Genomic DNA, 15,156 nt, shown 5'->3' with positions numbered 1-15,156 from the left:
TTTCTAAATGGTTCAACTTAACAATAAAGTGTATAAATATTTATTATGTCTTTTACTCAAAAACGAAAAATATTAAAGTTTTTGAGTAAAGGACATTTACTTTTTTTGGTTAATCAGTATAATCTAGGTATACATCACATTTATGGGTCTTACAGGAGGGATTAGATGGCTAAAAAAGTTAATTGGTATGTTTCTTGTTCACCTAGAAGTCCAGAAAAAATTCAGCCTGAGTTAAAAGTACTAGCAAATTTTGAGGGAAGTTATTGGAAAGGGGTAAAAGGGTATAAAGCACAAGAGGCATTTGCTAAAGAACTTGCTGCTTTACCACAATTCTTAGGTACTACTTATAAAAAAGAAGCTGCATTTTCTACTCGAGACAGAGTGGCACCAATGAAAACTTATGGTTTCGTATTTGTAGATGAAGAAGGTTATCTTCGTATAACTGAAGCAGGGAAAATGCTTGCAAATAACCGAAGACCCAAAGATGTTTTCTTAAAACAGTTAGTAAAGTGGCAATATCCATCGTTTCAACACAAAGGTAAGGAATATCCCGAGGAGGAATGGAGTATAAATCCTCTTGTATTTGTTCTTAGCTTACTAAAAAAGGTAGGCGGCCTCAGTAAATTAGATATTGCTATGTTCTGTTTAACAGCAACAAATAATAATCAGGTGGATGAAATTGCAGAGGAAATAATGCAGTTCCGTAATGAACGTGAAAAAATAAAAGGACAAAATAAGAAACTTGAGTTTACTGAGAATTACTTTTTTAAAAGATTCGAAAAGATTTATGGAAATGTAGGTAAAATTCGTGAAGGGAAATCTGACTCTTCACATAAGTCAAAAATTGAAACTAAAATGAGAAATGCACGAGATGTGGCAGATGCAACCACAAGATATTTTCGATATACAGGTCTATTTGTTGCAAGAGGGAATCAACTCGTCTTAAATCCAGAAAAATCTGATTTAATTGATGAAATTATCAGTTCATCAAAAGTTGTAAAGAACTATACGAGAGTAGAGGAATTTCATGAATATTATGGAAATCCGAGTTTACCACAGTTTTCATTTGAGACAAAAGAACAACTTTTAGATCTAGCCCATAGAATACGAGATGAAAATACCAGACTAGCTGAGCAATTAGTAGAACATTTTCCAAATGTTAAAGTTGAAATACAAGTCCTTGAAGACATTTATAATTCTCTTAATAAAAAAGTTGATGTAGAAACATTAAAAGATGTTATTTACCATGCTAAGGAATTACAGCTAGAACTCAAAAAGAAAAAGTTACAAGCAGATTTTAATGACCCACGTCAACTTGAAGAAGTCATTGACCTTCTTGAGGTATATCATGAGAAAAAGAATGTGATTGAAGAGAAAATTAAAGCTCGCTTTATTGCAAATAAAAATACTGTATTTGAATGGCTTACGTGGAATGGCTTCATTATTCTTGGAAATGCTTTAGAATATAAAAACAACTTCGTTATTGATGAAGAGTTACAACCAGTTACTCATGCCGCAGGTAACCAGCCTGATATGGAAATTATATATGAAGACTTTATTGTTCTTGGTGAAGTAACAACTTCTAAGGGAGCAACCCAGTTTAAGATGGAATCAGAACCAGTAACAAGGCATTATTTAAACATGAAAAAAGAATTAGAAAAGCAAGGAGTAGAGAAAGAACTATATTGTTTATTCATTGCGCCAGAAATCAATAAGAATACTTTTGAGGAGTTTATGAAATACAATATTGTTCAAAACACAAGAATTATCCCTCTCTCATTAAAACAGTTTAACATGCTCCTAATGGTACAGAAGAAATTAATTGAAAAAGGAAGAAGGTTATCTTCTTATGATATTAAGAATCTGATGGTCTCATTATATCGAACAACTATAGAGTGTGAAAGAAAATATACTCAAATTAAAGCTGGTTTAGAAGAAACTTTAAATAATTGGGTTGTTGACAAGGAGGTAAGGTTTTAAAATGCAAGATATTCTGGACTTTTATGAAGAAGTTGAAAAAACGATAAATCCTCCAAATTACTTCGAGTGGAACACATATAGAGTTTTTAAAAAACTAGGTTCCTATAAGAATCTAGTCCCAAACTTTAAGCTTGATGATTCAGGTCATCCAATTGGTAATGCCATACCAGGTGTTGAAGATATATTAGTTGAATATGAGCATTTTTCAATTTTAATTGAATGTTCCCTCACGATAGGGGAAAAGCAACTAGATTATGAAGGGGATTCAGTAGTCAGGCACCTACAAGAATATAAAAAAAAAGGAATAGAAGCATATACTCTTTTCTTAGGAAAAAGTATTGATCTTTCTTTTGCAAGACATATAGGTTTTAACAAGGAATCAGAACCTGTAATTCCATTAACAGTAGACCAGTTTAAAAAGCTAGTTACACAGCTAAAAGGTGATGGAGAACACTTTAATCCTAATAAACTAAAAGAAATACTGATAAAATTATTACGAAGTGACTTAGGATATGATCAAGCTGAAGAATGGCTAACTTTCATTGAGTACAATTTAAAATGAAATTGAAAATGAAATTGAAAAAGGAACAATGCCAGTTCATTGTTCCTTTAACTAATGAATAAGTTCAAGTTGCTCATATTTTTCTTCTTTATTTTTTCGTACATAATCATAGTTCTTGATTATATAATGCTTTGCTTCATTCTTAAATCTATTTCTAATGTTTACAGAATAGCTTTTATGATATTCATCAACGATATAATCTTTATATAGTTCGGTAGTTAATTCCGTTTTACTAATGATCATTAGTGCACGGCACTTTAAGTTTTTAAACTCTTCAGCAAGCCTACGATGTTCCCTCTCGTCGAAATCACCTGTAAACTCCATATTTCCATAATCACTAAAAATACAATCATATGGAGGATCAAGAAACATGAAGTCATTTGATTTTGCCATCTTAAAAATTTCAGAAAAATCTTTATTATATATTTCTGTTTTTTGAAGCAGGTTATGGTGTTGTTTAGTAATGATTTTTGTATTAAAGTTTTTGTATCTTCCAAAAGGAACGTTATATTCTCCTTTACTGTTATACCTTATCATCCCACTATAAGCAGTTTTATTTATAAAATAATAAATTACTGCGTCTAGCCATTTTCCTGATGGATAGTTAAATTCGTTCCTTAGCTCATAATATAGTTCTTCATTTTTATTTTCCACTCTGACACCAGCAGGAGCAAGAGCTTTTTTTTCCTCATATTCCTTTTGGTTTTTTTCATATATTTCCTGTAGTTCGTTTAATTGTTTAGTTACCTCATCAAAATTGTGCTTTAATTGAAGATAGAACTTATAAAGCTTAGAATTAATATCATTGATAACTGATTTTTCATGTTCTAAATGGAAGAATACAGCACCACCCCCAACAAAGGGTTCAAAGTAGGTTTCAATATCATTGGGTATATGGTCAATAAAGAAAGGAATTTCTGCTTTTTTTCCACCACGATATTTTAAAATAGGTTTCATCTAATAACCTCCAATTTAATAGTAGCTTGTCTACTACATTATACTAATTTAACATAACTATGATCCACAGAAAAGGAACAAATGTTCTGTTGTATAAAGGGAATTATTTGAAATAAATTAAAAGTAAGCGTCAAATAAAGTCTCCACCGTGATTAAAGATGACTTGTTGACCTGCATCCCGAATAGCCCGAGGTTTTACCTAATAACGCCTCTAGGTAATGGTCTAAATTCGTAATCATTTGATTTCGTTCATAAGAACTCGGATGTTCAGCGATTACTTGATTCCTCGTTTGATAAAAAATTCAAACTTGATCCTATTCGGGAGTCGGGAAAATAGATTATTCAGCTCTAGGTGTAGAAGTTATCTCTACAGATAACAAAGGATCCTACTCAACATTTTCAGGAATGTCTTTCGCTACTGCATATGCCACTAGTGTTATTACAGCAATCCTGAATAGAAGCGACTCAAAATATAATGCCAGCACTATCAAAGAAGAACTCTCCAATTATGTTGTGAAGTTAGGTGACAAAGTACAATTTGGAGAAGGCTTTCTAACATTACAAAAAGAAAGGGTAAAGGAAATTCTAAATGAAAAAGATGAAAAAGAAATTAATTAAATTATTAGTTGCTACTTTTTTGTTTATTAATATTGCTGGAGTTGCTCCGGTTGCATTTGCGGAAGAAATAACCAATTTCCCAAATACAGAAGAAATTTTTGAAAGTACAGAACAAATTGATGTAAGTATTGATGAAACAGTTGAAGTAGTTTCAAGTGATGATGATACAACAGTATATAAAGTATCCGCAGAAGAATTAGAAATTAACAATGACACCTTTGAGATGGTAGTATGTTTTCTACAAGAAAAAAATACAGTGCTTTATCAAAATTTTGAATAAATATACATATATGTGATCTATCCATCAAGGGCTTGACATGGATCCTCTGTAGCCATGATTCTTTAGCCAACAGTTTTGGCAAAACCAAAAAAGGTTATCATGGCTCCTCCTCCATGTAAATCCCCATTGCATATCACTGCATAAGGATTTTGCAATTCTCTGCACTTTTTGCTTGCAAAAAAACGTAAACCAATTATACTTTTTTACCCCGGTCATTTTACCGGATTAGACCTACGACTATTTGGGATTTTACATAATGAAGATCAGTATCAATTAACGAGAATATCATAGAGGAGAAGATTATGTGTTAGTTAAAGAAATATTTAAAAAAGAAATTTTTCGTCCGATTAATGAGGGTGTACGAAGTGCAACAATGGGCCAAGCATGGGTCATTGTCACATCTCAAGAAAAAATAAAAGCGTCACTTAATGTCCATAGCGAAAAAAGATTTTTCCAAAATCCAAGGACGTTTTGCGACCCGAATTAATTTATCTAGCGCAAATACAGATGAAGTCATTAAATGAGAGGGGTTTTCTATGACATATTATTATTACCTTGCCTCAGATATTAAACTACCATCAGGTATATACTCTAAAAGTGGTTTTATTAATTTAAATGGGAGTAAAATAGCTCTTGATCAAACTCTTGACTTAACAGAAAGTGATGAAAAAGTAGATGGATTCAATTATCCCGTGCAAATTGAAATCGTTTATGGTTTGTGTGATCCTGAAACTTTAGAAGCATATGATGATTTTGGATTGCCATTGCTTCATAAATATATTCTCGACGTATGCAGTTACTATAAGACATGTACCATTCAAATTGCTCACATTTTAAATACACACCGACACCCTTTAAAAATTGTAGAACGGAGAAAACTCTTATTGAATCAATTATCGAATCCTAAACAACTCGCTCTACATCATGGTGAATTGCTGACGATCAAGAAGATTCCGGAGTTCTAAGTTGATTAGACCGGTGAATTTACGAACAGTTGCATTTTGTTATTATGGGTAAAATGAATTTTAGTTTACTTATTCCTAGTGTGTAGATCTTCCATCAAAAAACTTGGATGCCTCATTCTGAACAGCCCTTTTTTACTATATTCGTCTTGGTATTATGTCAAGAAAATAGACATGTAAAAAAATTTACGTAAAATTTTTATTTTATAAAATAGTAAGTTTAGTCGTTCTCATCACTTTTCATCTAGTTAATTATTATATTTTTATATTAAATTTTAAAGATTATCTAACCCTCTTATTCCTTCATAAATGATTTTCTCCTTTTTATCATTACTTTACTCAACATGTCTCAAAAGTTCATATTTTTTTCATATATATTGTGAAAAATTTCACAAACAGATGTTATACTAACTTTGTAAGCAAAATAAATAATTTAGGGGGAGGAAGTAATACACATTGTGAAATATATCACAAAATCATTTCGTCGATTTTAAAGTATAGGGGCTGAACAAGATGCATGTATGGGAGCAAGTTTATAATCCATTGGAAAATATATGGCTTTCAGCTATTATAGCTGCCGTTCCTATCATCGTTTTTATTGTTTTGCTGACAGTATTTAAATTAAAAGGATATATAGCAGGGCTTTTCAGCATAATTGCTGCAGGCATTTTTGCCGTCTTTATTTATAAAATGCCTGCAATCTTAGTTTTGATGTCTGCGATATATGGAATTTTAGTCGGTTTATGGCCAGTAGCATCAATCGTATTTGCTGCTATTTTCCTTTATAAAATATCAGTAAAAACCGGAAAATTTGCCATTAGTATTTCTTTTATTACAGAGGATCAAAGAATTGCAAGTTCTTATTGGGGCATTTTTATTTGGAGCATTTTTAGAAGGAGCTGCAGGATTTGGAGCACCCGTTGCCATAACAGCAGCAATTTTAGTAGGGCTTGGATTTAGTCCAGCTCTGTTGTAAACAACGGTTCCTTATTTGCTCCACTTCAAGCTGTCACTGCTTGACAAATTGGAATAGCACCCGAAACGATGGTTGCTGTCAATGTAATGGGTGGTACAATGGCTAAAATGATTTCACCTCAATCAATTGCAGTTGCAGCTGCGGCAGTTGGATTTGCAGGAAAAGAAAGTGATTTATTTAAAGTGACAATTAAATATAGCTTATGTTTGCTTGCTGTAATTGGGTTAGTTAGCTGCTTCCTATTTTAATCATATAACATTTTAAGGGGGATGTATAACCATGAATAAAGAAAAAGTAAATCGTGTTGTAATCGTTGGAACAGGTGCTGTAGGCTGCAGTTATGCCTATTCACTAATTAATCAGGGGGTCGTTGAGGAATTAGTTTTAATTGATATAAATGAAGCAAAAGCTGAAGGCGAGGTGATGGATCTTAACCATGGAGTGCCGTTTGCACCTTCGCCAATAAAGGTATGGAGCGGTTCTTATCAAGATTGCGCCAATGCGGACTTAGTTGTTATCACTGCGGGATTGGCACAAAAACCAGGTGAAACCCGATTGCAGTTAGTTGAGAAAAATACGCGAATATTTAAACAAATTATAAAAGAGATTATGAAAAGTGGATTTAATGGCATATTTTTAGTGGCAACAAATCCAGTAGATATCTTAACTTATGTCACTTGGAAGGAGTCAGGACTGCCAAAGGAACGCGTCATTGGCTCAGGAACAGTCTTAGATTCTGCACGTCTAAGATTTGAATTAGGGAAGTATTTCAATGTGGATACAAGAAATATTCATGCAATTATCATAGGGGAACATGGAGATACCGAGCTTCCGGTTTGGAGCCATGCCAAGATCGGAATAGAGAATCTTGATGATGTTTTAGAGCGAAAGAAAGATTTAAAGAAAGAATGTTTAGAGGAGATCTTTGTAAACGTCCGTGACGCTGCTTATCATATCATTGAGCGAAAAGGGGCGACATACTATGGAATAGGAATGTCCCTTGTCCGGATTACAAAAGCAATTCTTAAAAATGAAAATAGTATTCTGACAGTATCTTCCTATCTAGAAGGTGAATATGGGCAAAATGATGTATATATTGGAGTACCAGCCAAGCTTAATCGTAACGGCGTTCACGAAATAATCGAAATTGAACTGAACGAAAAGGAACAAGAACAATTTAATTATTCCGTTTCAGTGCTAAAAGATACGATGAAATCTGTCATTTAATCCACTTGATGGCAAAGCGACATGCTCTATAGTGACCATTGTACCGGGAACGTTTAGGAAACAAGGATTGGGAAAACCAATTCCCGATTACAAACTGCTGCGAGGCTTGTTAGGATGAAAAGCTCAACAGCTTTCCAAGGATATGGGATGGTCATAATGACCGCGTTTTTCTAAGGCTTGCGGTGTTGTAAAGCTATTTGAAGGGTGATCATTACTCAGATACAAAGAACAAAATCGCTGCCTATTGTTTTTGAATGTTTGCTTTTTCTATTGAATGTGCTCTTGCATGGAGTTTCTCCTTTCAAATGTTGGATCGCATTTTCATTTTAACGGAGACCCTCTATGCAAGGGCTATTATTTTGCAAATTGCCTCTGATTTTATTTACCAACACAGTATTGTATATCACCAAAGCTTCTATACCATTCAATATACCTCAAATTCTACCTTATTTTTCCTCAGTAACTTTATCTGTTGCGCCAATCTTGGCTCGATCATTCTTTTAAAGATGATAAATGGCAGGTTCCTTCATATAAAGCTTCTGCATATTTATTTCCTATAAATATACATATATTGGATAAATAACACGGATCATTAAATTTTCTGATGAAAATTACTGCATTTGTTGCCACGTGACTATATTAGGCGAATTATATTTTACTAAAAAAATAATTTGATGGATAAGCAGAGAGAAAACCAATAACGATTTATATGATATTGATGACAAAAGAAGAATGTCTATTGTTGTTTATGGACGCGACACCGATCCATTTAGGATGAACCACGTCCATAAGCGGTATAAAACTGATTCACGCTTTTGCCGGGCAAATTTCCAGCATTAACATGTTTCATCATGGGGATTCATTGTTCATATTCAGTTCATAAAGAGGTGTTACCATCACCAATGTACTTAGTTGCAGAGGAGGAAATGAAATGGGACATAGATACCAAACAGTGTCAAGCAATGGTGATTGGGCTATTGAAGCGCACGGACTCGTAAAAACTTTTGGCGATAAACGTGCGGTTGACGGCGTAAATTTGAATGTGCGCGCTGGGACAATCTACGGCGTGCTTGGGCCGAACGGGGCAGGCAAGACCACAACAGTCAGAATGCTGGCGACTTTATTGCGACCAGACGCAGGTTCGGCATACATTTTTGGTTATGATGTGGTGAAGGAGCCGCAGATCGTGCGTCAGTTAATTGGTGTGACTGGCCAATATGCATCGGTTGACGAGTCACTCAGCGCGATCGAAAATCTAGTCATCTTTTCTCGGTTGCTAGGGTTGAGCCGTACCGAGGCAAGGCGCAAAGCTCTGGAGTTGTTGGAGGAATTTGGTTTGACAGAAGCGGCGAAGCGCCCGTTGAAGCATTTCTCCGGCGGCATGCGGCGCCGGCTGGATCTGGCAGCAAGCCTTATTGCACAGCCGCCGCTCATCTTCTTAGACGAGCCGACTACAGGACTGGATCCACGCACGCGCAATCAAATGTGGGAGACGATCCGGCGATTGGTCAAGCAGGGATCAACCGTACTGTTAACAACTCAGTATTTACAGGAGGCTGACGAACTAGCTGATCGAATCGCGGTGATTGATCGCGGCCGAGTCGTTGCCGAGGGAACAGCGGATGAGCTGAAAGCGTCGGTAGGCAGTTCGTCACTGCAATTGAAAATCCAAAATGTAAAAGATATCGAAAATGCCCGGCAAATTATTGAACAGGTGCTCAAAGTCCGGTCCAATGTGTCGTTGGAAACAGGAAAGATTACGGCACCGATGGCGGACGCTGACCGAGTTACGGATTTGCTGATCGCTCTTCGCGAGACAGGGATCCGCTTGTCTGAATTGAGTGTTCAGAAGCCGACTCTTGACGAGGTCTTTTTAACCATTACTGGTCATAGTGTGAGGGAGGACACAACAGAGACATTCGATGAAACAGAGGAGGTAAGGATATGAAAAATGCTTCTAATCAGCTAGTTGCAAAGCGTCAACTAAAAAACAATACAAGCTTTGGACAGGCAGTGCGCAACTCGTTGACGATGGCCTACCGTGGTTTACTGAAGATTCGGCGTACGCCTGAGCAATTATTTGATGTTACGCTTCAGCCAATCATCTTCACCTTAATGTTTTCCTACATCTTTGGCGGGGCGATCTCGGGAAATGTGCATAGTTATTTGCCAATCATCATTCCTGGTATCCTCGTGCAGACTGTTATCGCGACATCTGTTGTGACCGGAATCCAACTGCGAGAGGATATGGATAAGGGCGTGTTCGACCGCTTTAAGTCGCTGCCAATTGCCCGCATTGCTCCGTTGGCGGGCGCTCTGTTGGCAGACACCATCCGATATACCATTGCAACAGTGCTCACGTTTGTGATGGGGTATATCATGGGCTATCGTCCAGAAGGAGGACTGGGGTACGTCGTCATCGCTGCGGTTTTTGTCATTGTATGTTCTTGGGCAATCAGCTGGATCTTTGCTTTTTTTGGCGTGATTGCGCGCACGGCTTCAAGCGTACAAGGAATCGCAATGCTTTTGCTGTTTCCGCTAACGTTTCTTTCTAATGCTTTTGTTCCAGTCAAGACGATGCCCGATTGGCTTCAATGGTTTGCGAAGATTAATCCAGTTTCGCATATTATTACTGCCGTCCGTGATCTGATCAATGCTGGAACTATTGGCTCGGATTTTGCTGTCTCTCTCATCGGGGCTACTGCCATTGTGGCAATCTTTGCGCCCATCACCGTCCGTGTATATATGCGCCGGGCATAAATTGGATATTGTGTATTGATCTGTTCGCGATATCCTAGTAAAAAAGCTTTTACCGAAAAATTACGGAACCTTGCTGCTTACAGAACTTTTAACACATCATATAGAATTTCACATGTCTGATTTAATTATTTCAGCCACTGCTGACATCCCTTCATTACCTTCCATTAAACAAGTTGCCTAACTCGGGGTATGGTATTGAAGGGATGCTGGCAAGTGGTTTTTTATATCATATATGGCCGTTTAATGACAGTGATACATTTCAGACACCAGACCAGTTTCGTGTTAACCCGGGATCTGAAGGAAACTACCCGGCGCACCGTTCTGTAAAAAGGGGCTCGGTTCGCCTACACTGTAAAGCTGCAAGTAATGCATAGCCCGGGTGCAGGCGGTGTAGAACAATCTGCGCAGGCTCTCAACGCCGTATACGTGCGATGAAGCGTTATAAATGATGACGGCGTCGAATTCGATGCCCTTCGCCAAATACGCCGGTATAACGACAACACCTTGTTCATATTCGGTAGAGCCGCTCTTCACAAGTTTTATATCTTCAACTCTTTTCAGTGCTTCGTATGCGGCGGTGCTTTCCGCAGCAGATTTACATATAATCGCGATCGTATTATATCCCCGTTTCCGCAAGTCCGCGACTTTGGAAGCAATACAGTGGTGCAGTTCAGCTTGATCGGACACTCTCGTCAACACAGGCTTATCGCCGTCGCGTTCAAAAGCAGTGATCCGTTCGCCATCGGGTACGAGTCCGCGCGTAAATTCAATGATCTGTCTTGTGGATCTGTAACTGCGGGTCAAGGTGATCGAATCCGTTTTATCCGGTCCGTATAGGCTGGTAAGCGTGTGGAAATCGACTGTTTCACTGGCATGAGCGAATATCGCTTGGTTAAAGTCGCCGAGCACAGTCATCCTCGCCGAAGGAAACAAACGCTTCAAAAATTCGAATTGAAACGGAGAATAATCTTGCGCTTCGTCTACAAGCACGTGTTTGATCGAGACGTTCGTCTGAAAGCCTTGAATCAGCTCTTTCAAAAATAAATACGGAGTTGCATCTTCGTAAAACAGTTTGCCTTCGTCTAGCGTTTTTACAGTCAATCGGCAAATATACTCCCACTCCTCGGGTGTTTCCCCTTCCATCCACTGTTTGACCCGCGTTGGATCGGCGAAAAGCTGCTTGTATACTCCCTTCATGTCGATGAAACGAAGCGTTCGGATCCGTTTGCGCAACGGTTTCAGCTTCTTGCGAACGATCAATTGGCCCAGCGCTTCGATCTCGTTCTCATAGTTGTTCAACGTTTCTGCTTTAAAGCCGCGTTTTTTCCGTAAGAGAGTATGAGCTTTATGATAATCCTCGTTGCTAAGCAGCTCGATTTCTTCCTGCACCCATGGCTTAGTCCGTTCAAGCTTCTCCGCTTCATCGATTTGCTTGTTTAGCCAATCTGCCAGCTTTTCAAGTCTGCTGTGAAAACGGAGCGAGGTGTCGCTGCTATAAAACCTTTCTGTGATTTGTTTGGCGGTGATGATCGGTTTTCCTCTAAATAGAATATCTTTGAATAGCATGCCGGATAATTCCAGCGACTTACAGTATGTTTTAATCGTCTCGAAGAAACGGGTTGATGCCTTGAATCGGATGCTCGCAGTTCTAGTCCGGTATAAAGAGTCATCCGCTTCAGTCAACATATATTCCAATTGCTCGTATGGATCCTCGATTTGAAATTCTTTGCTCAGCCGATATTCCAAATATTCCTGGAAGGTGACCTGCTGCATATTCTCTTCGCCTAGTTCGGGCAACACATTGGATACGTAGCTGTTAAACATCGAATTAGGTGAAAATAAAATGATTTGATCGGCTCTCAGCTTATCCCGATATTTGTAGAGCAAGTAAGCGATCCGTTGCAGGGCGGCCGATGTCTTGCCGCTGCCGGCGGGTCCTTGCACGATGAGCAGCCGCCCGCGATCATGACGGATGATCTGGTTTTGTTCCCGTTGAATGGTGGCCACGATGTTGTGCATATGTTTGTCTGTCACTCTGCCAAGCACCTGCTGTAAAATGTCGTCTCCAATGGTGAGACTCGTATCGAACATCGACTTGATAACGCCGCCGCGGATGATATATTGCCACTTTTTCTCCAGCATGCCGCGGACTGTGCCTCCGGGAGTAGTATATTCGGCCGGGCCGGGCGCGTAATCGTAGTAGACACTCGAGACCGGCGCCCTCCAGTCGTAGATCAGGATGTTCTCTCCGCTTGTATCCGTGAGCGTGGAGATACCGATATAGATTCGTTCAGCAGCTGAAGTCCCTTCCTCAATGAAATCGATTCGACCGAAATAAGGCACCTCCTGCATGCGGCGCAGGGTGGACAACCTCTTGAAGGCTTGTCTGTGGGTGCTTTGGCTCACGGACAGGTTCTGCGCCTGTTGTCTCAAGGCGATGATCGTCTCAAGATAATCGTCGAACGTATCAGTATTCACCTTGACGTCATCCCAAAAATGTTTGCGGAAATCAATCACTTCTTTTCGACGCTGGGAGGTTTCGTTTTCCAGCATGCCGATTTGCTCCACAATGATCGCCATTATGCTGTCCAATCGTTCTTGCTCCTGCCGAAGTTCTGTATTCATATTAAGCACTCCTTTAAAAAATAAAAATGGGGATTGACTGAAGAGGATTTATGTTTTATAATTATAATAGGGATACTATTTTTTATAATTTAAACAAAGTGTGTTTCTTTACTAATTTATCATAGTTTCTCAATTTTTTCAATGTATTTAACGCTGTCGTCGATATTATTAACAAGTTGAAATTGTATGTGATGAAGATAAAAAGTTACTGTAAGGCCATTAATTAAAGTATTTCTCATGGAAGAGAACCGATGGTTTTCTTTTAGACCGTCTAATAAAGTTTGCAAAATCGTGTTATAAGTGAATAAGTTTGTTTATATAAACAGTCTAACTAGATTAGTTAGGCTGTTTTTTTGTTTTGTAAAAATTCTTAAATAACTATGAAAGAAGGAAATTGGAATATGTATAAAGTTGATTACAAAGATTATCCTTTAATCAGAAGTTGGAAACAAAATTTAATGAAAAATCAATTATTGTCTATTTCCGTGTAGCATGCGAATTTTATCGGATAAATCATATAAGCGGATAAATCGACTATATAAAAGGATGTGACATCCTTGAATACAGGTGAAACTGATGGGGAGACATGTTCCAAAGTTGATACTGTAACTAAAACGAAAGCTGGATCTTATCGTGAAAGAGTAGAGGGAAAGAAACAATAATTTTTAGACAAGCCCATTGTGCTTGTCCATTTTAAATGCGAGGGGGAGATTTTATAACCGAGCAACATTCCGGAACATTTTCCTCAACACTTCAGCTTCATGTACGTATTCTCATGTATGTATACATATTGACGGACTGCACCTGTAGAAAATTCAACTCCATACTTGCGTTATTGCCGCTTTGCGGCCTGAACTCATCAGAGTGATTTTATGTCTCAGAAATTAAACTGTACGCAATCAGGTGATGGAAGATTATACACGGACTTTGATGATGCCTCTGCTGTTCTTGCGTTTCCTAAACGCTGCGAAAACCGCTTGAGACTTACCGAGCGTGTGGAACAACTCATTGAAGAGATTCGTATTTTTCCAAACCGTGAGTCCATCCTGGTGATTGGGCTGTCTTTCGAGAAATCGATGAACAACCTAACATGACTGAATACTAAGAGCGGCGCAAAAGCACTGGAACATATCAGAGTTACTCAAGATAATGGCAAATAAGCTACGCTTAGAGCTGCAGTGAGTGAACAAGGGAAAACGTTTAGGAAAGCCTGAGCTCTCGCAGCAGGTTCAGCCGATAAAGGGCTTAAATTTTCTTTTAACGAGAAAGCGAAGAAATAACAGTTAAAAAGAAAAGTAGAAGCCATGACCCAAAAAGTCACGGCTTCTGAACTAGTTATTTGTGTTTAGATCTGTTTGCGGCAGCATCTAAAGTTCCTTCAGGGAAACTAGGAGTTACTTGTGTAGCTGTAGTTTGAAATTGTTGAACTTGTAATAATTTCACAGTAAGATCTAAGACGATTTTTTCGCGCAATGTTTTAAACTGGCCTTCAGGTCCTACTTTAACTGGTGAGAAATCAAGTTCATAGAAGTTTGCGGCTATTAATTCACCGTATGGTTGTTCATTATATTTGACGAGATTTTGGAAGAAATATTTATCCAAACGAGGAACAAGGTCATTTTTCTCATTTAAGAAGAGAGCTTTGCTTTGATCAGAAATTCCTATTATTGGGAAAAGAAGGAAATCTCCGGTTGGAGCAGCGTCTGCAAGTTCTGTAAAACCAGAGAACGGAACGTCTGCAATTCTGTCTTGAAGTGCTCCATTGCAGTCTCTGGAAGCATATTCAATATCTTTGCGAATAAATCCTGATACAAATAATTTCGCTCTAGTTACTCTAAAATAGTCCGTTGTACCAATACGTGTAAATCTAACAGGTACTAGTTTCGCTTGTTCCAAAAATACGTTTTTTGTCACTCTCTTAATTTCAGTTGCTGGCGGATCAAGTGGAATATCTGCCTCTACTACAACTTGAATAGTTTTTTCTGCTAATACAACAGGAGTTTTAAGAGTTACAGTAACATCTGGTGTAAGAACTAAATCGGTATTTTCATTTGATAATGGTACTTGTTCTGTCGATTTTACTGGGCAAGCTGGGATTTGATGATCGTCTTTACTCATGAAAAAATCCACTCCTTAATTTTTTTTTTGAGTTTTCCAAACTCTGCATTAATACAATATGCAGCATTCATTTTTAAGTTTGGGCTTTTCA

The 15,156-nt window shown here is 38.0% G+C and carries 13 protein-coding genes; 10 read left to right on the top strand and 3 right to left on the bottom strand.

Features of this window, described 5'->3' with window-relative positions:
• Window positions 1-165: 165 nt before the first annotated feature.
• Both NSQ94_RS18955 and NSQ94_RS18950 read left to right on the top strand, forming a co-directional pair.
• A complete protein-coding gene (locus NSQ94_RS18955; RefSeq protein ID WP_144598407.1) occupies window positions 166-1,980 on the top strand; it encodes an AlwI family type II restriction endonuclease in 1,815 nt (604 codons plus the stop codon).
• Between the two features lies 1 nt (window position 1,981).
• Window positions 1,982-2,542, top strand: coding sequence for an AlwI family type II restriction endonuclease (locus NSQ94_RS18950; RefSeq protein WP_144598408.1), 561 nt, complete (start codon window positions 1,982-1,984; stop codon window positions 2,540-2,542).
• Between the two features lie 51 nt (window positions 2,543-2,593).
• Here NSQ94_RS18950 and NSQ94_RS18945 read toward each other — a convergent pair whose 3' ends face one another.
• The gene (locus NSQ94_RS18945) at window positions 2,594-3,499 is read right to left on the bottom strand and encodes a Dam family site-specific DNA-(adenine-N6)-methyltransferase (RefSeq protein ID WP_144598565.1); all 906 of its coding nucleotides are present in this window, start codon (window positions 3,497-3,499) and stop codon (window positions 2,594-2,596) included.
• Between the two features lie 589 nt (window positions 3,500-4,088).
• Between NSQ94_RS18945 and NSQ94_RS18940 the strand changes: the two genes are divergently transcribed.
• The 8 genes from NSQ94_RS18940 (at window position 4,089) to NSQ94_RS18905 (ending at window position 10,322) form a co-directional block, all read left to right on the top strand.
• Window positions 4,089-4,397: a hypothetical protein gene (locus NSQ94_RS18940; protein ID WP_144598566.1), complete on the top strand. Its 309-nt coding sequence runs from the start codon at window positions 4,089-4,091 to the stop codon at window positions 4,395-4,397.
• A 304-nt stretch (window positions 4,398-4,701) separates the two neighbouring features.
• Window positions 4,702-4,884: a hypothetical protein gene (locus tag NSQ94_RS18935; protein WP_144598567.1), complete on the top strand. Its 183-nt coding sequence runs from the start codon at window positions 4,702-4,704 to the stop codon at window positions 4,882-4,884.
• Between the two features lie 49 nt (window positions 4,885-4,933).
• Window positions 4,934-5,362: a hypothetical protein gene (locus NSQ94_RS18930; RefSeq protein ID WP_144598568.1), complete on the top strand. Its 429-nt coding sequence runs from the start codon at window positions 4,934-4,936 to the stop codon at window positions 5,360-5,362.
• 540 nt (window positions 5,363-5,902) lie between these two features.
• Complete coding sequence (locus tag NSQ94_RS18925; protein ID WP_339229833.1) at window positions 5,903-6,319, top strand: L-lactate permease; 417 nt, start codon at window positions 5,903-5,905, stop codon at window positions 6,317-6,319.
• Between the two features lie 114 nt (window positions 6,320-6,433).
• Window positions 6,434-6,583, top strand: coding sequence for an L-lactate permease (locus NSQ94_RS18920; RefSeq protein ID WP_242009370.1), 150 nt, complete (start codon window positions 6,434-6,436; stop codon window positions 6,581-6,583).
• Between the two features lie 31 nt (window positions 6,584-6,614).
• Complete coding sequence (locus NSQ94_RS18915) at window positions 6,615-7,562, top strand: L-lactate dehydrogenase (protein ID WP_339198129.1); 948 nt, start codon at window positions 6,615-6,617, stop codon at window positions 7,560-7,562.
• Window positions 7,563-8,493: 931 nt separating this feature from the next.
• Entirely contained in the window at window positions 8,494-9,510 is a 1,017-nt protein-coding gene (locus tag NSQ94_RS18910; RefSeq protein ID WP_130158237.1) for an ATP-binding cassette domain-containing protein, read from the top strand.
• Window positions 9,507-10,322, top strand: coding sequence for an ABC transporter permease (locus NSQ94_RS18905; protein WP_066251805.1), 816 nt, complete (start codon window positions 9,507-9,509; stop codon window positions 10,320-10,322). Before NSQ94_RS18910 ends, NSQ94_RS18905 begins: the two co-directional genes overlap by 4 nt.
• Window positions 10,323-10,604: 282 nt before the next feature.
• Here the strand turns inward: NSQ94_RS18905 and helD are convergent, their stop codons facing one another.
• A complete protein-coding gene (gene helD / locus NSQ94_RS18900; RefSeq protein ID WP_130158239.1) occupies window positions 10,605-12,947 on the bottom strand; it encodes an RNA polymerase recycling motor HelD in 2,343 nt (780 codons plus the stop codon).
• A 1,335-nt stretch (window positions 12,948-14,282) separates the two neighbouring features.
• Entirely contained in the window at window positions 14,283-15,065 is a 783-nt protein-coding gene (locus tag NSQ94_RS18895; protein ID WP_063388272.1) for a CsxC family protein, read from the bottom strand.
• Between the last annotated feature and the right edge of the window lie 91 nt (window positions 15,066-15,156).

Source organism: Aeribacillus sp. FSL K6-2833 (assembly GCF_037965815.1).
Lineage (GTDB): Bacteria > Bacillota > Bacilli > Bacillales > Aeribacillaceae > Aeribacillus > Aeribacillus composti.
Note: the sequence above shows the minus strand (reverse complement) of the source record. Positions and strands in the feature narration are given on the sequence as shown.